Origin of the sequence: Enterobacter sp. E12 (assembly GCF_014596715.2) — a bacterium.
In the GTDB taxonomy this organism is placed as follows: Bacteria; Pseudomonadota; Gammaproteobacteria; order Enterobacterales; family Enterobacteriaceae; genus Enterobacter; species Enterobacter bugandensis.
This window is the reverse complement of sequence record NZ_CP115601.1, coordinates 1,389,238-1,411,924: the sequence shown is the minus strand read 5'-3', so window position 1 is coordinate 1,411,924 and position 22,687 is coordinate 1,389,238. Positions and strand designations below refer to the sequence as shown.

General features: G+C 54.9%; 19 protein-coding genes. 2 read left to right on the top strand and 17 right to left on the bottom strand.

All coding sequences use genetic code 11. From position 1 onward, the window contains the following. Positions 1-11: 11 nt before the first annotated feature. The 9 genes from tolR to mngA form a co-directional block, all read right to left on the bottom strand. Positions 12-440, bottom strand: coding sequence for a colicin uptake protein TolR (gene tolR, locus IB212_RS06690; RefSeq protein WP_003858589.1), 429 nt, complete (start codon positions 438-440; stop codon positions 12-14). 3 nt (positions 441-443) lie between these two features. After that, entirely contained in the window at positions 444-1,136 is a 693-nt protein-coding gene (gene tolQ / locus IB212_RS06685) for a Tol-Pal system protein TolQ (protein ID WP_008501101.1), read from the bottom strand. Beyond that, positions 1,133-1,537, bottom strand: coding sequence for a tol-pal system-associated acyl-CoA thioesterase (ybgC, locus tag IB212_RS06680; RefSeq protein ID WP_003858593.1), 405 nt, complete (start codon positions 1,535-1,537; stop codon positions 1,133-1,135). Before ybgC ends, tolQ begins: the two co-directional genes overlap by 4 nt. Positions 1,538-1,685: 148 nt before the next feature. Continuing rightward, positions 1,686-1,976, bottom strand: coding sequence for a cyd operon protein YbgE (gene ybgE / locus IB212_RS06675; protein WP_008501100.1), 291 nt, complete (start codon positions 1,974-1,976; stop codon positions 1,686-1,688). Beyond that, the gene (cydX, locus tag IB212_RS06670; protein ID WP_003858598.1) at positions 1,976-2,089 is read right to left on the bottom strand and encodes a cytochrome bd-I oxidase subunit CydX; all 114 of its coding nucleotides are present in this window, start codon (positions 2,087-2,089) and stop codon (positions 1,976-1,978) included. Before cydX ends, ybgE begins: the two co-directional genes overlap by 1 nt. Before the next feature lie 14 nt (positions 2,090-2,103). After that, positions 2,104-3,243 (bottom strand): cytochrome d ubiquinol oxidase subunit II, encoded by a 1,140-nt coding sequence (gene cydB, locus IB212_RS06665; RefSeq protein ID WP_028012386.1) that lies wholly within the window; start codon positions 3,241-3,243, stop codon positions 2,104-2,106. A gap of 15 nt (positions 3,244-3,258) precedes the next feature. Further along, positions 3,259-4,827 (bottom strand): cytochrome ubiquinol oxidase subunit I, encoded by a 1,569-nt coding sequence (gene cydA / locus IB212_RS06660; RefSeq protein WP_028012385.1) that lies wholly within the window; start codon positions 4,825-4,827, stop codon positions 3,259-3,261. A 680-nt stretch (positions 4,828-5,507) separates the two neighbouring features. Continuing rightward, complete coding sequence (gene mngB, locus IB212_RS06655) at positions 5,508-8,138, bottom strand: mannosylglycerate hydrolase (protein ID WP_041910760.1); 2,631 nt, start codon at positions 8,136-8,138, stop codon at positions 5,508-5,510. A 24-nt stretch (positions 8,139-8,162) separates the two neighbouring features. Beyond that, positions 8,163-10,079, bottom strand: coding sequence for a PTS 2-O-a-mannosyl-D-glycerate transporter subunit IIABC (gene mngA / locus IB212_RS06650; RefSeq protein ID WP_041910761.1), 1,917 nt, complete (start codon positions 10,077-10,079; stop codon positions 8,163-8,165). A 171-nt stretch (positions 10,080-10,250) separates the two neighbouring features. On the opposite strand from mngA, the gene IB212_RS06645 reads away from it, so the two are divergent. Beyond that, positions 10,251-10,970, top strand: a complete 720-nt coding sequence (locus tag IB212_RS06645; RefSeq protein ID WP_028012382.1) for a GntR family transcriptional regulator — start codon at positions 10,251-10,253, stop codon at positions 10,968-10,970. Between the two features lie 83 nt (positions 10,971-11,053). On the opposite strand, the gene sucD is transcribed toward IB212_RS06645, so the two are convergent. The 8 genes from sucD to sdhC form a co-directional block, all read right to left on the bottom strand. Further along, positions 11,054-11,923 carry a succinate--CoA ligase subunit alpha gene (gene sucD / locus IB212_RS06640; protein ID WP_008501094.1) on the bottom strand — a complete coding sequence of 290 codons (870 nt, stop codon included), beginning with the start codon at positions 11,921-11,923 and terminating at the stop codon, positions 11,054-11,056. Further along, positions 11,923-13,089, bottom strand: coding sequence for an ADP-forming succinate--CoA ligase subunit beta (sucC, locus tag IB212_RS06635; RefSeq protein ID WP_006809579.1), 1,167 nt, complete (start codon positions 13,087-13,089; stop codon positions 11,923-11,925). Before sucC ends, sucD begins: the two co-directional genes overlap by 1 nt. A gap of 96 nt (positions 13,090-13,185) precedes the next feature. Beyond that, positions 13,186-14,406: a 2-oxoglutarate dehydrogenase complex dihydrolipoyllysine-residue succinyltransferase gene (odhB, locus tag IB212_RS06630; RefSeq protein ID WP_041910762.1), complete on the bottom strand. Its 1,221-nt coding sequence runs from the start codon at positions 14,404-14,406 to the stop codon at positions 13,186-13,188. Between the two features lie 14 nt (positions 14,407-14,420). Further along, a complete protein-coding gene (sucA, locus tag IB212_RS06625) occupies positions 14,421-17,228 on the bottom strand; it encodes a 2-oxoglutarate dehydrogenase E1 component (RefSeq protein WP_041910763.1) in 2,808 nt (935 codons plus the stop codon). Positions 17,229-17,451: 223 nt separating this feature from the next. Then, a complete protein-coding gene (gene sdhB / locus IB212_RS06620) occupies positions 17,452-18,168 on the bottom strand; it encodes a succinate dehydrogenase iron-sulfur subunit SdhB (RefSeq protein WP_008501090.1) in 717 nt (238 codons plus the stop codon). A 15-nt stretch (positions 18,169-18,183) separates the two neighbouring features. Then, on the bottom strand, positions 18,184-19,950 hold the full coding sequence (gene sdhA, locus IB212_RS06615) for a succinate dehydrogenase flavoprotein subunit (RefSeq protein ID WP_041910764.1): 1,767 nt from the start codon (positions 19,948-19,950) through the stop codon (positions 18,184-18,186). Continuing rightward, on the bottom strand, positions 19,950-20,297 hold the full coding sequence (gene sdhD / locus IB212_RS06610) for a succinate dehydrogenase membrane anchor subunit (RefSeq protein WP_003858621.1): 348 nt from the start codon (positions 20,295-20,297) through the stop codon (positions 19,950-19,952). Before sdhD ends, sdhA begins: the two co-directional genes overlap by 1 nt. Continuing rightward, complete coding sequence (sdhC, locus tag IB212_RS06605) at positions 20,291-20,695, bottom strand: succinate dehydrogenase cytochrome b556 subunit (RefSeq protein WP_026080740.1); 405 nt, start codon at positions 20,693-20,695, stop codon at positions 20,291-20,293. The genes sdhD and sdhC overlap by 7 nt, the downstream gene beginning before the upstream one ends. Positions 20,696-21,333: 638 nt before the next feature. Between sdhC and IB212_RS06600 the strand changes: the two genes are divergently transcribed. Beyond that, on the top strand, positions 21,334-22,617 hold the full coding sequence (locus tag IB212_RS06600; protein ID WP_028012378.1) for a citrate synthase: 1,284 nt from the start codon (positions 21,334-21,336) through the stop codon (positions 22,615-22,617). Positions 22,618-22,687 lie beyond the last annotated feature (70 nt).

Below are 22,687 nucleotides of genomic sequence, written 5' to 3'. Positions count from 1 at the left end.
TACGCGGATGATCAAATAGGTTGAGTCATTAAGCCAACTGACTTAACACCCGCACTATGTAGCAAGTTCAGCGCTTTAATAATTTCATCGTAGGGTACGTCTTTCGCGCCACCGATTAAGAAGACCGTTTTCGGATTTGACTCCAGGCGACGCTGCGCTTCGGCAATAACCTGCTCAGGTGGCAGTTGATCCATACGATCTTTCTCTACCACTACGCTGTACTGCCCTACGCCGGAAACTTCAATGATGACCGGAGGATCGTCATTGGTGCTCACCGCCTGTGATTCTGTCGCATCCGGCAGATCGACTTCCACACTCTGGGTAATGATGGGCGCTGTTGCCATGAAGATCAGCAGCAGTACCAGCAGAACGTCCAGCAGTGGCACGATATTGATTTCGGACTTGAGCTCGCGACGACCTCGTCCACGCGATCTGGCCATGGTTTACCCCTTGTTGCTCTCGGTGCTGGTAAACGCCTGACGGTGCAGAATCGCGGTGAACTCTTCCATAAAGTTGTCGTAGTTCAGTTCCAGTTTGTTCACGCGCTGGTTCAGACGGTTGTAAGCCATTACCGCCGGAATTGCCGCAAACAGACCGATAGCGGTCGCAATCAGTGCTTCAGCGATACCCGGTGCAACCATCTGCAACGTCGCCTGCTTCACCGCGCCCAGCGCGATAAAGGCGTGCATGATCCCCCACACGGTACCAAACAGACCGATATACGGGCTGATAGAACCCACGGTACCGAGGAAAGGAATGTGCGTTTCAAGATTTTCCAGCTCGCGGTTCATGGAGATACGCATCGCACGCGATGCCCCTTCCACGACGGCTTCCGGCGCATGATTGTTTGCCCGATGCAGACGAGCGAACTCTTTGAATCCGCTGTAGAAAATTTGTTCGGAGCCGGTCAGGTTTTCACGGCGTCCCTGGCTTTCCTGATACAGGCGAGAAAGTTCAATACCCGACCAGAACTTATCTTCAAATGCTTCCGCTTCACGGCCAGCAGCATTGAGGATACGCGTTCTCTGGATGATGATGGCCCAGGATGCGATTGAAAAACCAATCAAAATCAACATGATAAGTTTAACCAGAAGGCTTGCCTTCAGGAACAAATCAAGGATATTCATGTCAGTCACTGCTTAAACTCCGCGACAATAGACTTAGGAAGCGCACGAGGCTTCATTATGGTTGGATCAACACAAACAATCAGTACTTCAGCTGAGTTCAGTACGGTGTTCTCTGCGTTGACTATCCGCTGCGTGAAAACCAGTGAGGTCCCGCGCATTGATGTAATTTCAGTTTGGACTTCGAGCATATCGTCGAGTCTGGCAGGCGCAAAATACTCAAGCGTCATCTTGCGTACCACGAAGGCAACTCGCTCAGCCAACAGCACCTGTTGACTAAAGTGATGATGGCGCAGCATCTCTGTGCGTGCCCGTTCATAAAAAGCAACGTAGCTGGCGTGGTAAACCACACCACCGGCATCGGTATCTTCGTAATAGACACGAACCGGCCATCGAAACAGCGTTGTATTCACTTTACATCCCAGTAATGCAACAAAAGTTAGAGCTTTTAAACTTCGCTACTATACGCGCGGGAAAGATGGTTTGGAATGGGGGAAAGTAAACGGAGAGTAAATTTTTATGGGCTCGGGTAAGCCCATAACGTTAACGGACATTTCTTATTCAGAAGAAGAAGAAAATCAAACCGGCGAGAAGCACCAGATCGGCAATCAGCGGGCAAAAAATTCCCTGCCAGTGAACGGCTTTCGGACGAAAGCCCACGCCGTGGATCACACCTGCGCACACCGCCCACATGATGAGGAAGCCGTGCCAGATCTCAAGCTCGCTGGTCTTTGCCGCAAAGCGCGACGGGTCCCAGAAGATACAGCCTGCCAGCAGTAATGCCATCACTAAAGAAAGCGCCCGTAACGGGCGCTTATCCATTACCGCGTAAAGCTTCGCGATAATATTCATCAGTGTTTTTCTTCACCCGCTTTGGTCGCTTCGACGTGCTCAAGCGCCAGGGCAGTGATGACACCAAAAGCACAGGCAAGAAGCGTCCCTAAAATCCATGCGAAATACCACATATTCAGCTCCTTACTTAGTACATAGAGTGGGTGTTGCTTTCGATATGTTCTTTGGTGATACGACCGAACATTTTCCAGTAACACCAGATGGTGTAGGCCAGAACAATCGGAACGAACACGCAAGCAACGTAAGTCATTAAGTTCAGCGTCATATGGCTGGAGGTTGCATCCCACATGGTCAGGCTAGCATTCAGCATGGTGCTGGATGGCATGACGAATGGGAACATGGCAATACCCGCCGTCAGGATGATGCACGCCAGCGTCAGTGAAGAGAACACGAACGCCAGAGCACCTTTCTCCAGACGAGACGTCAGCACGGTCAGCAGCGGCAGCAGCACGCCCAGAGCCGGGATCGCCCACAGCGCAGGGGTATTGTTGAAGTTCACCAGCCATGCACCAGCCTGACGCGCCACTTCTTTGGTCAGAGGGTTAGACGGTGCCGAGTGGTTAATCGCAGACGTCACCACGTAGCCATCAATACCGTACACCACCCACACGCCTGCCAGAGCGAAGCAAACCAGCGTCACCAGTGCCGCCACCTGAGCAGTAGCACGGGAACGCAGGTGCAGTTCACCCACAGTACGCATCTGCAGGTAAGTTGCGCCCTGAGTGATGATCATCGCCACGCTCACCACACCGGCCAGCAGGCCAAACGGATTCAGCAACTGGAAGAAGTTACCGGTGTAGTAAAGACGCATGTATTCATCGAGGTGGAACGGTACGCCCTGCAGCAGGTTACCGAATGCCACGCCAATCACCAGCGGTGGAACGAAGCTACCAATGAAGATGCCCCAGTCCCACATGTTGCGCCAGCGGGTATCTTCAATCTTGGAACGGTAGTCGAAACCGACCGGACGGAAGAATAAAGAGGCCAGCACCAGAATCATCGCCACATAGAAGCCGGAGAACGCAGCCGCGTAGACCATCGGCCAGGCAGCGAACAGCGCGCCGCCTGCGGTGATCAGCCACACCTGGTTACCGTCCCAGTGAGGGGCGATGGAGTTAATCATGATTCGACGCTCGGTGTCATTACGACCGAGGAAACGGGTGAGCATCCCCACCCCCATGTCGAAACCATCCGTGACGGCGAAACCGATCAGCAGAACGCCAACCAGCAGCCACCAGATAAAACGCAATACTTCATAATCGATCATTTGATGACTCCTGTCTTAGCGTGCCGGCTGAGTAGTCACAGTGGACTGCTCGTAGTGATAGCGACCGGTTTTCAGGCTGCTTGGGCCAAGGCGCGCGAACTTGAACATCAGGAACAGTTCAGCCACCAGGAACAGGGTGTACAGACCACAGATCAGCAGCATGGAGAAGATCAGGTCGCCTGCCGTCAGGGAAGAGTTCGCTACCGCCGTTGGCAGTACCTCACCAATCGCCCATGGCTGACGGCCATACTCCGCTACAAACCAGCCGGATTCAATCGCGATCCACGGCAGTGGAATACCGTACAGCGCGGTGCGCAGCAGCCATTTTTTCTCGCCGATGCGGTTACGAATCACGGACCAGAAGGACGCCGCAATGATCAGCAGCATGATGATGCCGCAGCCCACCATGATACGGAATGCGAAGTACAGTGGCGCAACGCGTGGAATCGAGTCTTTGGTCGCCATCTGAATCTGTGCTTCCGTCGCATCAGAAACGTTCGGGGTATAACGTTTCAGCAACAAACCGTAGCCCAGGTCTTTCTTCACGTCGTTAAATTGATCGCGAACGGCCTGATCGGTAGAGCCGGCACGCAGCTGTTCCAGCAGCGAGTAAGCCTTCATACCGTTACGGATACGCTCTTCGTGCTGAACCATCAGCTCCTTCAGACCCGTTACCTGCTTATCGACAGAACGGGTTGCGATGATACCCAGCGCGTAAGGAATTTGGATGGCGAAGCGGTTTTCCTGCGCGTCCTGATCGGGAATACCGAACAGCGTAAAGGCAGCAGGTGCCGGCTGGGTTTCCCATTCGGCTTCGATAGCGGCCAGTTTGGTTTTCTGCACGTCACCCATTTCGTAACCGGATTCATCACCCAGAACGATAACGGAGAGGATTGCAGCCATACCGAAGCTTGCAGCGATAGCAAAGGAGCGCTTGGCAAACGCGAAGTCACGACCGCGCAGCATATAGTAGGAGCTGATACCCAACACGAACATCGCGCCGCACACGTAGCCAGATGCCACGGTGTGAACAAATTTAACCTGAGCAACCGGGTTCAGGACCAGCTCGGCAAAGCTGACCATCTCCATACGCATGGTTTCGAAGTTGAAGTCAGACGCGATCGGGTTCTGCATCCAGCCGTTCGCCACCAGGATCCACAGCGCGGACAGGTTCGAACCTAATGCCACCAGCCAGGTTACGGCCATGTGCTGGACTTTACCCAGACGGTCCCAACCGAAGAAGAACAGACCTACAAAGGTGGATTCGAGGAAGAAGGCCATCAGGCCTTCAATGGCCAGCGGCGCACCGAAGATATCCCCTACATAGTGGGAATAGTAAGACCAGTTAGTCCCGAACTGAAACTCCATGGTCAAACCGGTTGCCACGCCCAGCGCGAAGTTGATACCGAACAACTTGCCCCAGAACTTGGTCATATCTTTATAAATCTGTTTGCCGGAGAGGACGTAAACCGTTTCCATAATTGCCAGCAGGAACGCCATACCGAGCGTCAGCGGCACAAACAGGAAGTGGTACATCGCGGTCAAGGCAAACTGTAAGCGCGACAGTTCGACTACGTCTAACATTATGACTCCTTGCTCATCGCATGAAGACTCCGAGAGTGAACCCCGTTAGAAAGAGATTCACACGCATGCCCCAATACAAATTATTCGCATCTTGGTCGTCGTTATTACCCTGGAGAAGGATAAAAACGATGACGACAGGTTACAAATAGGTTAATAAAAAACTCAAATTGATCCCGCAAATATAATACGCTGCAAAACCCTTACAATAAACAGGTTTTTATTGAATCACATTTACGTTTTTCGACGGCGATCAATTTATAGCAAAATTACCACTTTTCGGCCATTTTGATCGGGGACAATTTAGCGCTTTTCGGCATCTTTTTCCAAGCATTAAACTTTGATTTAAATCAAAAACCGGTCTTGATGTTAATCATGTTTAGCTGCGGTGAGAATGGTAAAAACCATGTTAATGATATGTGCATGCAAAGATGCGATTGGTTATCGAAGACCAAAAAAAATATAAACAGAAGTGATTTTAATTAACGTGAGAGAAAAATGCCCTGTCGAAGCGGGACAAACAATAAGCGTAGCTGGGCCAGTTTATTTTTCCATTCTGTTTTTGCAACCCTTAGAAATTACATTTGATTTACTTTTATTATCCCGGAAATTAACACCGAAGCGTGACTATTTAATGAAAAAAGGCCGCGAACTCTGCGGCCTTTTGATCGTGTCAGCGGTTTTCAGGCAAGAAGAATGCTGAAGGTTCGTGACTGTCCCGGTCTGAACGCCCCGACGATGCCCTCTTCTTCACGATTGTCTATTATCCGTTCATTCATGTCCGTTTCGCAGCACCGTTTCATGGTCGGATCCACGGATAACGTCGCGTCACATGCGCTGGACTCGGAAGGGTTGAACAGACGAAGAATGAGCTCGTCTCGATCTTCAGCCTTTTTGAGCGTACTGAGCACGCATCCCGTGGGCGAAAGCGCCAGCAGGCTGTAACTTTCCGGCGTGGTAAACGACGAGCGATTGAGCTTCATCGCGTCCCAGGGAATTTTGTTATAGCACTGCACCGGCGTTAACCACGATTTAGCCTGCTGCGCGACGCCCGCGTTTTCCGGCGTTCCACTGAAGCTGAAAAGGCTAAAGCGACAGCTTAACGAACCGCGCACCTGGGAGTCAGGAACAGGCATTTTGATTCCTGAAGGCCTACCGGGGCGCAACAGCAAATCTTCTTTGCCGAGTAACCCCACGCCGCGCAGCAGGGTCAGGGCAAAGGCTTTTTTATCCTCGCCTACTACTTCAAACTCGCGTAGTCCTTCGGTGAACAGCGCAAGCCCGTTTCGTTTTTCCTGCAGGACGGCATAGTTGAGTAAATTCCAGACGGGAACCGGCGCTTCTTTCCACCCCTCCTCCTGCCAGTTTTCCATCGCCGCGTCCTGCACCGGACGAGTGAGGGTGCCAAACTGCGTATCCGCTAACACGCCCTGGGTTGTAAACGGCGTAGGGATCAGCACGCGGACGCGGTGGTCGTCAGCCTGATTATCCAGACGCACCGCCACATCAATACGTCTGCTGTGGTGGCTAAGCGTGATTTCAACCTCAGCGCCGAGAGACCCGCTTCGCTGACCCGCCGCGCGTTCGGCCAGATTAGCCGGTACCGCGATCTGATGGCGAATCACCGCCCTGCTCTGCCAGCCTTCGTGTATAACCTCGACCTGATGCTCGCCCTGCGCTGAAGTGAGTCTCCACTCTTCCCGCGAAGGCGAGTAGTCGTACTCATCGCCATCATCCGAACTCTCTTCGATTTCCAGCACCCGGTCATAAATCAGCCCGGTTTCTTTGTCGCGCAGGCGCAGCGTACCGTCGTTATTTAAATCAATCTGCCAGAAGGCGTTTTCAAGTAAGGATGCGGTGTTTTCCCCCGGAGAGAGTACCTTCCCTGCCACGTTAGGTTCGATAAACAGCGTACGGTAGCCCATCGCCGGCAGCATCTGGCTGAGCTGAATATCAAACTCCATAAACAGTTCGTAATTGCCGTAGTGAACAATCTGCCGGTCAATGAGGCCCGGATCCAGTTCGCGCGCGCTGCGGATGAAATACGGGATCTCGTTGCCTTTGTCATCCCGCAGACGGAACTGGCTGGCGCGCAGTCGAATCGTGGTGTTCATCACCTCTTCACGCGGCCAGGGCATCAGGTTGAACATCACCAGTTTGTCGGCGTCGCTTTGCGGCATGTTGTCGACAATCTTGCGCATATAGAAACGCACCAGGTTATCTGCCATGTCTTCAGCCAGTTCAAAACGAGAGACAATCTCACGATGCACCTTGTCGCTGCAGCAGCAGCCGATGCTGTCGTGAGCGTGGTTTTTAAGGATCTCTTTCCACATCTTCTCCAGCAGGCCGTGGTGATAATCGAAGCCCAGCGTCCATGCAAGCGTCGCCAGCGGTTCGAGGATGTTGACAATTTTGTTCTCAATACGCGCATGGGCAATTTTGATATCCATGCGCGTGGAGCCGATTGTCCGGTGCACGCGCATGTATTTCCCGTCGATAAACTCCCCTTTCAGAGTCGCCAGTTCATCGCGGCGTGCCTCAATGTGGTCAAACACCTCTTCAAAGCGGCTCATTACAAATTGACGCTGCGGATAGATTTCACGCAGCTTATCCATCACGGAAAAAATGTTCTGCTGCAGCGGCATCTGATCGTGACCGTTGGGCAGCAAAATCTCTTTGGTGACGGAGGCCTTTTCCAGAACGTCGAAATAGCTGTCGAGCCGTTTTCGCAGCCCGGCTTCGTCCTCCGGTAAGTACTTACCAATCGCGTAGCCCAGCGGCAGCACCTGCGCCGTGACTTCACTGCCGTCCTGGCTCTGCCAGAGAAATTCGGTTTTATCGGTCCCGTGTCGTTCCGAGCAGCCGCGCCAGAACATCGTCCGGGTAATGCCAAATCCGTTATAGATATGCGGAAGCTGGCCGGACATACCAAACGAATCCGGCAGATAGCCGATCTTCATCGGCTCGCCGAACACCATACAGTCCCGGATGCCGTACATCAGGTTGCGGACAATCGACTCGCCGCTGACAATCGTGGTATCGGTCTGGGTATACCAGGGGCCGATAATCAATTTTCCGCGCTCCACAAGCGCCTTTACCCGCGCGCGGTTTTCGGGCACGACGGCAAAATAATCTTCCAGCACCGCCGTCTGGCCATCAAGGACGTAATATTTATACTCGTCGTCCTGCTCCAGGCGGGTCAGGATCTCTTCCATATTATTGACCAGAAGAATGCGCGACTCTTCAGTGGTGAAGTACCACTCACGGTCCCAGTGCATATGCGGCGTGATATGAACGCGAGATACAGCTTTCATCTTCGTTTCCTGTTTTGTGAGTTTTTACGGTATGGCGTCTTCTGTGAGGTACTTGCCCTTTTTTACCGCCTGACGTCGCCAGAGCAGCAGAACAAACGTGGAGACAGCGGTCCCCGCCAGCGCCGCGCCAAACCAGCCCGCCGCCGCAACCACACCGCCCAACCCGGCATCGTGAAGTAAAAAGAGAGAGAAAATCCCGGCCCCCGGGGTAGACAACCCGATCCCCATCGCACCGACAGCCGCGCCTGTCACCATGGATCCAAGTACAAATGAGCCAATGACGCGAAGCGGATCTTCAATCGCCATCGGGATCGCCCCTTCGGTAATGCCCGCCAGGCCGAGCAGCCACGTTGATTTACCGGTTTCAATTTCAAACGGTTTAAACAGCTTCGGCGCCAGCATCGTCGACGCCGTGACGGTGAAGGCTGAGACCATTTTGACGGAGGCAAAGATTGCGTAAGGACCATAAACGCCGTTCGCCATCGCCCCCAGGCAAAACGCGTAAGAGGCTTTGTTGACCGGGCCACCCAAATCGAATGAGCACATAAACCCGAGGATTGCCCCCAGAAGCAGCGCATTCGCGCCGGAGAGACCGTTAAGCCAGACGGTGAGCGTGTTATTGAGCCAGGCCACCGGTTCGCCAATCACAAACAGCATCAGGCTGCCCGCGCCCAGCACGCCAATCACCGGATAGAGATAAAAGGTCAGAAAGCCGTTATAGCGGCTACTGAGCCGAATGTGGTTTTTCACCCAGCGCATCAGATAGCCCGCGATCAGCCCACCGACGATAGCGCCCAGAAAACCGGAGCCGATCATATTGGCAGCAAGACCGGCCGCAAAACCCGGCGTCAGCGCAGGTTTATCCGCCAGCGAATACGCGGTATAGGCCGCCAGAACAGGTACCATCAGAATGCCGAGCATGCCGCCGCCAAGCTTGCGGTACATCCACAGCCACGAGTTTTCCTGGTCAAACAGGTGCTGCAGACCCAGGATTTGCGCCAGCAGTACCGACACGGCCAGCACCGTACCGCCAGCGACGATCAGCGGCACCGCAAAAGAGATACCGCTGAGAAGTGCCTGCTTGAGTACAGTTTTAACGCTCTTTTTCGTTTCGGTATCGACATGCGCAGGACGCGCATCGGATGCAGGCTGCAGCGCCAGCGCGCGCTCAATCAGCGCTTCAGCATGGCGCAGAGGCTCCGCGACGGGCACAGAGATGGCGGGAATCCCCTGAAAACGCTCGCTCTCTTTGATCGCCACTTCTGCGGCAAAAATGCACGCTTTGGCCTCACGAAGCTGCTGCGCGGTGATGCGCCCCTCAATACCGTTCGCCCCCTGCTTTTCGACCACCACGTTGACGCCAAGCTTGCGTCCCGCTTTTTCCAGGTACTCTGCGGCCATATAGGTATGCGCGATCCCGGCCGGACAGGCGGTCACGCAGACGATTGTCGGGGCATTCAGCGCGACGGCTGCCTCTTCCGTGTCAGGGGCAGCTTCAAGCGCAGCAAGCACGTCTTCCGCCGTGGTAGCAGCCATCACGCGCGCCCTGAGATCGTCATCCGCCAGGCGAGACGTCAGCTCCGTCAGCACCTGAATATGGGTTGAACCCGCTTCTGCTGGCGGAATGGCGAGCAGAAAAACCAGCTCAACCTCTTCCGGCCCGTCCACGCCTTCCCATGCAAGCGGTTCTCGCAGAGTTGCCACGGCAAAAGCCGCCTCCTTCACGACGGCTGATTTACCGTGAGGAACGGCCAGTCCTTCACCCAGCGCGGTCGGCCCAAGCGATTCCCGATGAAACACCTCCTCCAGAAACGCATCGGCATCAGCGATTTTGCCCAGCGCCACCAGCCGCGCCGTAAGCTGACGGATTGCCTCATCCCGGCGGGTAAACTGCGCCTGAACGCAAACAGCACGCGGATCGGTCAGAGTCGTCAGGTTCATAAAGATCCTCACCTATACAGAGTTATTGTCTGGGGAGGATTCTGGCAGACCCAATAATACATTTATGTGATCACTTTCACTAAATGCCAAATTTGTATTTTAATTGTATTATTTACAAATCATCAGTTGAATGCATAATTCCCTGAAAAGGTATTAAGCAGGCGCGATAAAATGGGCAACAAACCGATGTACCGGCAGATAGCCGATGCGTTCCGCGAGAAAATCAACGCCGGGGAATTAAAACCCGGAGACGCACTGCCGACGGAGTCCAGTCTTCAGGAGGCGTTTCGCGTCAGCCGCGTCACCGTGCGGCAGGCCCTGAAACTGCTCGCCGATGAGCAGATCATCGAAAGTATTCAGGGCAGCGGCTCTTATGTAAAAAAAGAGGAGCGCGTCAATTACGATATTTATCAGCTCACCGGCTTTTACGAAAAGCTGGCGGATCGTCATGTCGATACGCACAGTGATGTCAAAATCTTTGAAGTGGTGAAAGCCGATGCGCGGCTGGCGGCAACATTAGCGGTTGGCGTGGAAGATAAGGTCTGGCACGTTAAGCGCGTGCGTTTCATCAAGCAGAAGCCGGTGAACCTGGAGGAGACATGGATGCCGCTGGCCATGTTTCCCGACCTCACCTGGGAAGTGATGGAGAATTCGAAATATCACTACGTTGAGCAGATCAAAAAGCTGGTTATCGATCGCAGCGAGCAGGAGTTGATGCCGATCATGCCGTCAGAGGAGGCGATCGCCGCGCTGTCGCTCGATCCGGCAAAGCCGATCCTGGAAAAAGTCTCCCGTGGGTTCCTGAAGGACGGACGGGTGTTTGAATACAGCCGCAACGTGTTCAATACCGACGACTACAAGTTCACTCTCGTCGCCAGACGCAGGCAATAAAAAAGGCCGCTTTACAGCGGCCAACCATGTCGAAACGGACATTTTTATACTTCATCGCTCCCCGTTCGGGGAGCAGAGAGGACTTACTTAATGATGGATTTCAGTGCTTCGCCGATATCCGCCAGGCTGCGAACGGTCTTCACGCCTGCGGCTTCCAGCGCAGCAAACTTCTCATCAGCCGTACCTTTACCGCCGGCGATGATCGCGCCCGCGTGGCCCATACGCTTGCCTTTCGGCGCGGTCACGCCCGCGATGTAACCGACAACAGGCTTGGTTACGTGCTCTTTGATATAAGCAGCCGCTTCTTCTTCCGCGCTACCGCCGATCTCGCCGATCATCACGATCGCTTCGGTCTGCGGATCTTCCTGGAACAGCTTCAGGATGTCGATGAAGTTAGATCCCGGGATTGGGTCACCGCCGATGCCCACGCAGGTGGACTGGCCAAAGCCGTAGTCGGTGGTCTGCTTAACCGCTTCATAGGTCAGGGTACCGGAACGGGAAACGATGCCCACTTTGCCCGGCTTGTGAATGTGGCCAGGCATGATGCCGATTTTGCATTCGCCCGGAGTGATCACGCCTGGGCAGTTCGGGCCGATCATGCGCACGCCTGCTTCGTCCAGCTTCACCTTCACGGTCAGCATATCCAGGGTCGGGATGCCTTCGGTGATGGTGATGATCAGCTTGATGCCTGCGTCGATCGCTTCCAGAATGGAGTCTTTGCAGAACGGTGCCGGAACGTAGATCACGGTCGCGGTTGCGCCCGTCGCTTCTACCGCTTCACGCACGGTGTTGAACACCGGCAGGCCCAGGTGCGTGGTGCCGCCTTTACCTGGCGTTACGCCGCCAACCATCTGCGTGCCGTAGGCAATCGCCTGTTCGGAGTGGAAAGTCCCCTGGCTACCGGTGAAGCCCTGGCAGATAACCTTGGTATCTTTATTAATTAAAACTGACATTATTTCCCCTCCACTGCGGCAACAACCTGCTGAGCTGCATCCGTCAGACTTTTCGCTGCAATAATATTCAGGCCGCTGTCAGCCAGTTTTTTCGCGCCGAGTTCAGCGTTGTTACCTTCCAGACGCACAACCACCGGAACGTTAACACCCACTTCTTCTACCGCACCGATGATGCCGTCAGCAATCAGGTCGCAACGGACGATGCCGCCGAAGATGTTAACCAGTACCGCTTTAACGTTGTCGTCAGAGAGGATGATTTTGAACGCTTCGGTTACGCGCTCTTTGGTTGCGCCACCGCCCACGTCAAGGAAGTTCGCCGGCTCACCGCCGTGCAGCTTAACGATGTCCATGGTGCCCATCGCCAGGCCCGCACCGTTAACCATGCAGCCGATGTTGCCATCCAGCGCCACGTAGTTCAGCTCCCACTGAGCAGCCTGTGCTTCACGTGGATCTTCCTGAGACTGGTCGCGCATTTCGCGCAGATCCGGCTGGCGGAACAGCGCGTTGCCGTCAGCGCCCAGCTTGCCGTCGAGGCAGATCAGGTCGCCCTGGGTGGTGATCACCAGCGGGTTGATCTCGATCAGCGCCAGATCGCGCTCAAGGAAGATAGTCGCCAGGCCCATGAAGATCTTGGTGAACTGCTGAACCAGCTTGCCTTCCAGACCCAGCTTGAACGCCAGCTCGCGACCCTGATAAGGCATTGGGCCCGCCAGCGGATCGATAGCCACTTTGTGGATCAGGTGCGGGGTCTCTTCCGCCACTTTTTCAATTTCCACGCCGCCTTCGGTAGACGCCATGAACACCACGCGACGGGAGCTACGGTCAACCACCGCGCCCAGGTACAGCTCTTTCGCGATGTCGGTCGCCGCTTCGACCAGGATCTGGTTAACCGGCTGGCCGTTCGCATCTGTCTGGTAGGTCACCAGACGCTTGCCGAGCCAATGTTCAGCAAACGCACGAATCTCTTCTTTGCTCTTAACAACCTTCACACCGCCCGCTTTACCACGGCCACCAGCGTGAACCTGACATTTAACTACCCACGGGCCGGAACCGATTTTAGATGCGGCTTCTTCTGCTTCACGCGGGGTAGTACAGGCATAACCCACCGGAGCCGGTAAGCCATACCGGGCAAACAGCTGTTTGGCCTGATATTCATGTAAGTTCATGTGTTCTATCCATCCTTCAGGGGTAATCGTTATCTTCAAACCTGTAGACCGGCGCAGCGTGTGCCGGTCCACGGGGCAGGTGATGCTAAATCGTTACTATACGTCCAGCAGCAGACGCGTTGGATCTTCCAGCAGCTCTTTAATGGCTACCAGGAAGCCCACGGACTCGCGGCCGTCGATCAGGCGGTGGTCGTAAGAGAGCGCCAGGTACATCATCGGCAGGATCTCAACTTTACCGTCTACCGCCATCGGGCGATCTTTAATGGCATGCATACCCAGGATCGCGCTCTGCGGCGGGTTAATGATCGGGGTAGACATCAGCGAGCCGAATACGCCGCCGTTGGTAATGGTGAAGTTACCGCCGGTCAGATCGTCTACGGTCAGCTTGCCGTCGCGGCCTTTCACGGCCAGCTCTTTAATGTTCTTCTCGATGTCAGCCATACCCAGGGTATCCACATCACGCAGAACCGGGGTCACCAGGCCGCGTGGGGTAGAAACCGCCATGCTGACGTCGAAGTAGTTGTGGTAAACCACGTCATCGCCATCGATAGACGCGTTCACTTCCGGGTAGCGTTTCAGCGCTTCAACCACCGCCTTCACGTAGAAGGACATAAAGCCCAGACGGATACCGTGACGTTTTTCAAACGCGTCACCGTACTGCTTACGCAGATCCATGATTGGCTTCATGTTCACTTCGTTGAAGGTGGTCAGCATCGCGGTGGAGTTTTTCGCTTCCAGCAGACGCTCGGCCACGCGCTTACGCAGGCGCGTCATCGGTACGCGTTTTTCGCTGCGGGCACCCAGAGCAGGCTGAGCTGCCGGCGCGGCCACAGGGGCTTTCGCTTCCGCCTGAGCAGGCGCTTTCGCCAGGTGCTTGTCAATGTCTTCGCGGGTCAGACGACCGCCCACACCGGTGCCTTTAATGGCTGCCGGGTCAAGGCTGTGTTCAGCCAGCAGGCGACGGATCGCCGGGCTGAGGGCGTCGTTAGACTGTTCTTCCAGAGAAGCCTGCTGGCGCTGAGCCGGCGTAGAGGCTTTCTCTTCAGACTTCGCGCTGGACTCTTTGCCCGCGCTGTTGCCTTCACGCAGGCGCCCCAGGATCTGACGAGAGGTGACGGTGGTGCCTTCATCTTCCAGCACCGCGTCCAGAACGCCATCCGCCGAAGCCGGTACTTCCAGTACCACTTTGTCAGTTTCGATTTCTACCAGCACTTCATCGCGCTTAACGGCATCGCCTGGTTTTTTGTGCCAGGTAGCGACGGTCGCATCTGCTACGGATTCAGGCAGGTCGGGAACAAGAATATCTACGCTACTCATTATGTATCCTTTAATTAATCGACGTTCAGCGCGTCATTGACCAGATCTTGTTGCTGCTTCTGGTGAACGGACATATACCCTACCGCCGGAGAGGCGGAGGCCGGGCGACCTGCATAGCGCAGGGCTGACCCAAATGGAATCACTTCACGGAAATGATGCTGGCTGCAGTACCATGCGCCCTGGTTGAGCGGCTCTTCCTGGCACCAGACAAAATCATGTACGTGAGCGTACTGTTTCAGCACTTCCTGCATCGCCTGATGCGGGAACGGATAAAGCTGTTCGATACGCACGATGGCGACATCTTTCTGATCGTTCTTACGGCGCTGTTCCAGCAGGTCGTAATAAACCTTACCAGAACACATCACCACACGCTTCACGGCCTGCGGATCCAGCTCGTCAATTTCACCGATGGCCGGCAGGAAAGTGCCGTTCGCCAGCTCTTCCAGGCTGGAAACCGCCAGCGGATGACGCAGCAGGGATTTCGGTGACATCACCACCAGCGGACGGCGCATACCGCGCAGCGCCTGACGACGCAGCATGTGGTACACCTGAGCCGGGGTGGACGGCACGCAGACCTGCATGTTCTGCTCGGCGCAGAGCTGCAGATAACGCTCCAGACGCGCGGAGGAGTGCTCCGGACCCTGGCCTTCATAACCGTGCGGCAGGAGCATCACCAGGCCACACATGCGGCCCCACTTCTGCTCGCCGGAGGAGATGAACTGGTCGATAACGACCTGCGCACCGTTGGCGAAGTCACCGAACTGCGCTTCCCAGATGGTCAGGGTGCGCGGTTCCGCAGTGGCGTAGCCGTATTCGAATGCCAGGACCGCTTCTTCAGACAGCACGGAGTCCCAGACCTTGAACTGGCCCTGACCGTTATGCACGTGCTGCAGCGGAGTGTAGGTTGAACCGTTAGACTGGTTGTGAACCACTGCGTGACGGTGGAAGAAGGTCCCACGGCCCGCATCTTCACCGGACAGACGAACAGGGATCCCTTCGTCAACCAGCGTTGCGTAGGCCAGCGTTTCCGCCCCGCCCCAGTCGAACAGCTTCTCGCCTGCCGCCATGGACTGACGGTCGGCGTAGATTTTCGCCACGCGAGACTGCATCTCGATAGCGTCCGGCACAGTGCTGATGCGTTTAGCCAGCTCCTGCAGGCGCTTCATCTCAACCTTGTTCGGGTAGCTCTCATCCCACTCGTGGTTGAGGTACGGCGACCAGGTAAAGGAGTGCATGTTCATCGGGCGCAGTTCTTTCACCACGCATTCACCCGCGTCCAGCGCGTCGCGGTAGAGGTTGACCATTTCGGTCGCATCTTCCAGCGTCGCCACGTTGTCGCTTTCCAGCTTGTCAGCATAGATTTTGCGCGGGGTCGGGTGTTTTTTGATTTTCTGGTACATCAGCGGCTGGGTTGCACTTGGCTCATCCGCTTCGTTGTGGCCGTGACGGCGGTAGCAGAAGAGGTCAATGAACACATCGCGCTTAAAGGTATTACGGAAGTCCAGCGCCAGACGGGTAACGAAAGCAACGGCTTCCGGGTCATCCGCATTAACGTGGAAGATTGGCGCCTGTACCATCTTACCGATGTCGGTGCAGTACGGGGTAGAACGCGCATCCAGCGGGTTAGAGGTGGTGAAGCCCACCTGGTTGTTGATCACGATGCGAACGGTACCGCCCACTTCATAACCACGCGCTTTCGACATGTTCAGGGTTTCCTGAACCACGCCCTGCCCTGTGACCGCCGCATCACCGTGGATGGTGATTGGCAGCACTTTATTGCTGCTCGGCTCGTCCAGACGATCCAGACGCGCGCGCACGGAACCGATAACCACCGGGCTGACGATTTCCAGGTGTGACGGGTTAAACGCCAGCGCCAGGTGAACCAGACCGCCTTCGGTTTCGATATCTGACGAGAAGCCCATGTGGTACTTCACGTCGCCGGTGCCGAGGTGTTCTTTGTGTTTGCCCGCGAATTCGTCGAACAGGTCCTGCGGTTTTTTACCCAGCACGTTGACCAGCACGTTCAGACGACCACGGTGCGCCATGCCGAGCACCACTTCACGGGTGCCGCTCTTGCCTGCGTGGCGAATCAGCTCTTTCAGCATCGGCACCAGCGCGTCGCCGCCTTCCAGCGAGAAGCGTTTTGCGCCCGGGAACTTCGCGCCCAGATAGCGCTCAAGCCCTTCCGCTGCGGTCAGTTCGCTGAGGAAGCGTTTCTTCTCGTCGGCCGAGAAGGTCGCGTGGCCCGCTACGGATTCGATGCGCTGCTGGATCCAGCGTTTCTCTTCAGTAGAGGTAATGTGCATATATTCCGCGCCGATGGAGCCGCAGTAGGTTTGCTTGAGCGCGTCAATCAGATCGCCCAGCTTCATCGTGTCTTTGCCGATAGCAAAGGAACCTACGTTAAAGCTTTCCTGGAAATCGGCCTCGGTCAGATCGTGATACGCCGGATCGAGATCGGCCACACGTTCCTGCTGCCACAGTCCCAGCGGATCGAGATTCGCATGCTGGTGACCGCGGAAGCGATAAGCGTTGATAAGCTGCAGGACTTTAACCTGCTTCGCATTGGTGTCAGGGTCGGAAATCGCAGAAGAGTAACGTGAGGCATCCTTCGCCAGACGACGGAAATAATCACGTGTTTTGGAATGGAATTGATCCGGTTTGACCCCTGTACCAGGCAACTGCTGGAACATGGAACGCCAGTTTGCGTCCACTGAGTCAGGATCGGTTAAGAAGTCTTCATAGAGCTGTTCTATCCAGCTCTGGTTGGCACCAGAGAGGTAAGAAGAGTCCAGCCAGGCTTTCATTGCGCCGTTCTGCATCGTGATCCCTTAAGCATTTTTATGCTTACTTTCGCCGTAGAAACTACCACGCACACCGCGTGTACGTGCCGGGGTTCACCTGCGAGCTCTTTTCATTTGGCCCGCGAAGGAACCTTTAGAAACTGTCTAGACTTCAGGGCAGTTTTTAAAGGTTTCTGCAATTTATTCCCTCTCCCTTTGGGAGAGGGTTAGGGTGAGGGGAACAGCGCTCCCCTCTCACTACTTACGCACTGCGCTGCAGCAGCATCGACTTAATATGGCCGATGGCACGCGTCGGGTTCAGCCCCTTCGGACACACACTGACGCAGTTCATGATGCTATGGCAGCGGAATACGCTGAAAGCGTCACTTAATCCTTCCAGACGGCTGTCGGTTTCGGTGTCGCGGCTGTCGATCAGGAAGCGATAGGCAGCCAGCAGACCCGCAGGGCCGATAAACTTGTCCGGGTTCCACCAGAACGACGGGCAGGACGTTGAACAGCATGCGCAGAGAATACACTCGTACAGACCATCGAGTTTTTCACGCTGCTCAGGAGACTGTAAGTGCTCGCGAGCGGGTGGATTTTGCCCATTATTCAATAAGTAAGGCTTAATCTTCTCATATTGTGCATAGAATTGCCCCATGTCTACCACCAAATCACGCACGACCGGCAGGCCTGGCAGAGGACGGATAACAATTTTCTGACCAGGACGCTGCAGCGCTGAAATTGGCGTGATGCAGGCCAGGCCGTTTTTGCCGTTCATGTTCACACCGTCAGAGCCACATACCCCTTCACGGCAGGAGCGGCGGAACGACAGCGTAGGATCTTTCTCTTTCAGCTGGATTAAGGCATCCAGCAGCATCATGTCACGACCTTCTTCCGCTTCGAGGGTATAGTCCTGCATGCGCGGAGCGTCATCAACATCCGGGTTATAACGATAAACTGAGAATTCGAGTTTCATTATCCTGTCTCCGCATTAGTAAGTACGAATCTTCGGCGGGAACGCCGGACGCAGTTTCGGTTCCATGTTGACGTTACGACGCGTCATGGTTTCCGACTCTGGCAGATACAGGGAATGGCACAGCCAGTTTTCATCGTCACGATCCGGGAAGTCGAAGCGGCTATGGGCGCCACGGCTTTCGGTACGGAAGTTTGCCGACATCGCGGTTGCGAATGCGGTTTCCATCAGGTTATCCAGCTCCAGGCACTCAACGCGCTGGGTGTTGAACTCGCTGGAGGTGTCGTCCAGACGGGCATTTTTCAGACGCTCGCGGATCGCCTTCAGCTGCTCAAGGCCTTTGGCCATCGCATCGCCTTCACGGAATACCGAGAAGTTGTGCTGCATGCACTCCTGCAGCGCTTTACGGATTTCCACCGGATCTTCGCCGTTACGGTTACCGTTCCAGCGGTTGAGGCGTTCAAGAGAGGCGTCGATTTCGTCGTCGGTTGCATCACGCAGCGCGCCCTGCTCGGCAATGGACTCCTGCAGATGCAGACCCACCGCACGACCAAATACCACCAGGTCCAGCAGGGAGTTGCCGCCCAGACGGTTGGCGCCGTGTACGGATACGCAGGCGATTTCGCCTACCGCGAACAGGCCAGGAATGACCACGTCTTCGCCCTGCTCGTTCACGGTCAGCGCCTGACCGGTCACTTTGGTCGGAATACCGCCCATCATATAGTGGCAGGTTGGGATAACCGGGATCGGCTCTTTCACCGGATCGACGTGCGCGAAAGTACGGGACAGTTCCAGAATGCCCGGCAGACGGGATTCCAGCACTTCTTTACCCAGATGGTCGAGCTTCAGCTTCGCGTGTGGACCCCATGGGCCATCGCAGCCGCGGCCTTCACGGATTTCGATCATGATGGAACGCGCCACCACGTCACGACCCGCCAGGTCTTTCGCATTCGGGGCATAACGCTCCATGAAGCGCTCGCCGTGTTTGTTCAGCAGGTAGCCACCTTCACCGCGGCAGCCTTCGGTGACCAGCACGCCCGCACCGGCGATACCGGTTGGGTGGAACTGCCACATCTCCATGTCCTGCACCGGTACGCCAGCGCGAATAGCCATACCGACACCGTCACCGGTGTTAATGTGGGCGTTAGTGGTGGACTGATAAATACGGCCTGCACCGCCGGTCGCCAGCACGGTCGCGCGGGCTTTGAAGTAAACCACTTCACCGGTTTCGATGCACAGCGCGGTACAGCCAACAATTGCGCCATCGGCGTTTTTCACCAGATCCAGCGCATACCACTCGGAGAAGATGGTGGTGTGGTTTTTCAGGTTCTGCTGATACAGGGTGTGCAGCAGTGCGTGACCGGTACGGTCAGCCGCCGCCGCGGTACGTGCCGCCTGCTCGCCGCCGAAGTTTTTCGACTGGCCGCCAAACGGACGCTGATAGATGGTGCCATTTTCCAGACGGGAGAACGGCAGACCCATATGGTCCAGCTCCAGAATCGCTTCCGGGCCGGTTTTACACATATATTCGATGGCATCCTGGTCGCCGATATAATCGGAACCTTTTACCGTGTCGTACATGTGCCATTCCCAGTTATCTTCATGGGAGTTACCCAGCGCAACGGTAATACCGCCCTGCGCGGACACAGTGTGGGAACGGGTCGGGAACACTTTAGAGAGCAGCGCACAGGTCTGGCCGCTCTGGGAAATTTGCAGTGCGGCGCGCATACCTGCGCCACCCGCACCAATCACAACAGCATCAAATTCTCTGACTGGCAGTTTCATTACACACCCCACACCACAACAAATCCATAAATGACGTAAACCAGCAGCGCAACAACAATAATCAGTTGCAGCGGAAGGCGAATCGCCAGCGGTTTAACGTAATCGGTCAACACCTGCCACATGCCGATCCAGGCATGGATAAGGATGGAGAACAGGGCCAGCAGGGTGAACACTTTGGTGAAGGCCGATCCGAAGAAACCACTCCAGATTTCCCACGTCAGCGTGCCGCTGGTCGCGAAGAAACCGATCATATAGATGATGTAAAGCGTGAGGACGATGGCGGTAGCGCGGACCAGAATGAAGTCATGTACGCCGTTGCGTCCTAATGCGGAGGCGTTGCTTACCATACGAGAACTCCTGCGAGAAGTGAAAGCACGACAGTGATCACAAATGAAATGTTCGCGGTACGTTTCCCGGCCTCGAACGTCTCTTCCAGATAGCCAAAGTCCATCAGCATGTGGCGTACGCCGCCAACAACGTGATAGGCCAGCGCGGTGAGAATGCCCCACATGATAAATTTCACGAAGAAGCTATTCATGATGGCCGAGGCCTGGAGGAATCCTTCAGGGGAAGAGAGGCTGGTGCCCAGTAACCACAGCAAAATACCGACCGCCACAAACGTAATCACACCAGAAACACGGTGCAGAATGGACGCTATTGCTGTTACGGGGAACCGGATCGTTTTGAGATCCAGATTGACAGGTCTTTGTTTTTTCACATTTCTTATCATGAATAACGCCCACATGCTGTTCTTATTGTTTCCTTCCTCCGGACTGCGATGCGGGTCAAGCAGCGTTCCTTTTCTATAACTGCGCGTCATGCAAAACATTGCTTCCAAATGCTAAAACGACACGTTACAACGCTGGGTGGCTCGGGATTGCAGGGTGTTCCGGAGACCTGGCGGCAGTATAGGCCGTTCACAAAATCATTACAATTAACCTACATACAGTTTGTTGGGTTTTCTCTGGAACAGTGATCAGGGTCACGATAACAACATCTTTTTAATTTTTAATCATCTGATTTGACAAATGTTAAACAATATTGTTACAAACTTCATCAGAAAAGGCATATAATGCGCAAAAGTTATGAGGTCTCTCTTTCACCTGACAAATAGTTATGTAACAGTGTGATGGTATTGACCGAAGTTATCAGGACAGTTATTAGTGATATACAGGTTTGAATAATTCGGACTGCAAAAACGCTGATTTGCTGTTGTTTCACTGATATTTCATTCGTTTACCTGCAAGGCGCCATAGCTCTGTACCCTGGTTACTCCTCGTGAGCTGAGCGGTAAGCCAAATAACAATCTGGTAACGGTGATTAACAGCTGAAGGCAAATCCGGTAAAAGCAGTCTTAAGCATAAGGCGCTAAGGAGACCGTAAATGGCTGATACAAAGGCAAAACTCACCCTAAATGGTGATGATGCTATTGAACTGGATGTGCTAAAAGGCACGCTCGGTCAGGATGTTATTGATATCCGTACGCTGGGTTCCAAAGGAGTATTTACCTTTGACCCTGGATTTACCTCTACCGCATCTTGCGAATCCAAAATCACCTACATTGACGGTGACGAAGGTATCCTGCTCCATCGCGGCTTCCCCATCGATCAGTTAGCCACCGAATCCAACTACCTGGAAGTGTGCTACATCCTGCTGAACGGCGAAAAACCGACGCAGGCGCAGTACGATGAATTCAAAACCACCGTAACCCGTCACACCATGATCCATGAGCAGATTACCCGTCTGTTCCATGCGTTCCGTCGTGACTCTCACCCAATGGCGGTGATGTGCGGGATTACCGGTGCGCTGGCGGCGTTCTACCACGACTCACTTGACGTGAATAACCCGCGTCACCGTGATATCGCGGCGTTCCGCCTGCTGTCCAAAATGCCGACCATGGCGGCGATGTGCTACAAATACTCCATCGGCCAGCCGTTTGTGTACCCACGTAACGACCTCTCCTACGCCGGCAACTTCCTGCGCATGATGTTCTCCACGCCGTGCGAAGAGTATGAAGTGAATCCGGTGCTGGAACGCGCGATGGACCGTATTTTGATCCTGCACGCTGACCACGAGCAGAACGCCTCTACCTCTACTGTCCGTACCGCAGGCTCTTCAGGCGCGAACCCGTTCGCCTGTATCGCTGCGGGCATCGCCTCCCTGTGGGGACCGGCGCACGGCGGCGCGAACGAAGCGGCGCTGAAGATGCTGGAAGAGATCAGCACCGTTGAGCACATTCCAGAGTTCGTGCGTCGCGCGAAAGACAAGAATGACTCCTTCCGCCTGATGGGCTTCGGTCACCGTGTTTACAAAAACTACGACCCGCGCGCAACCGTTATGCGTGAGACCTGCCATGAAGTGCTGAAAGAGCTGGGCACCAAAGACGATCTGCTGGAAGTGGCGATGGAGCTGGAACACATCGCGCTGAACGACCCGTACTTCATCGAGAAGAAACTCTACCCGAACGTCGATTTCTACTCTGGCATTATTCTGAAAGCGATGGGCATTCCGTCTTCCATGTTCACCGTGATCTTCGCCATGGCGCGTACCGTGGGCTGGATTGCGCACTGGAACGAAATGCACAGCGAAGGTATGAAAATCGCCCGTCCTCGTCAGCTGTACACCGGCTACGAGCAGCGTGATTTTAAGTCTGACCTGAAGCGCTAAAAAACGTTGGGTGCGGCCTGATGCCCTCACCCTGGCCCTCTCCCACAGGGAGAGGGAACAAACCTTAAAA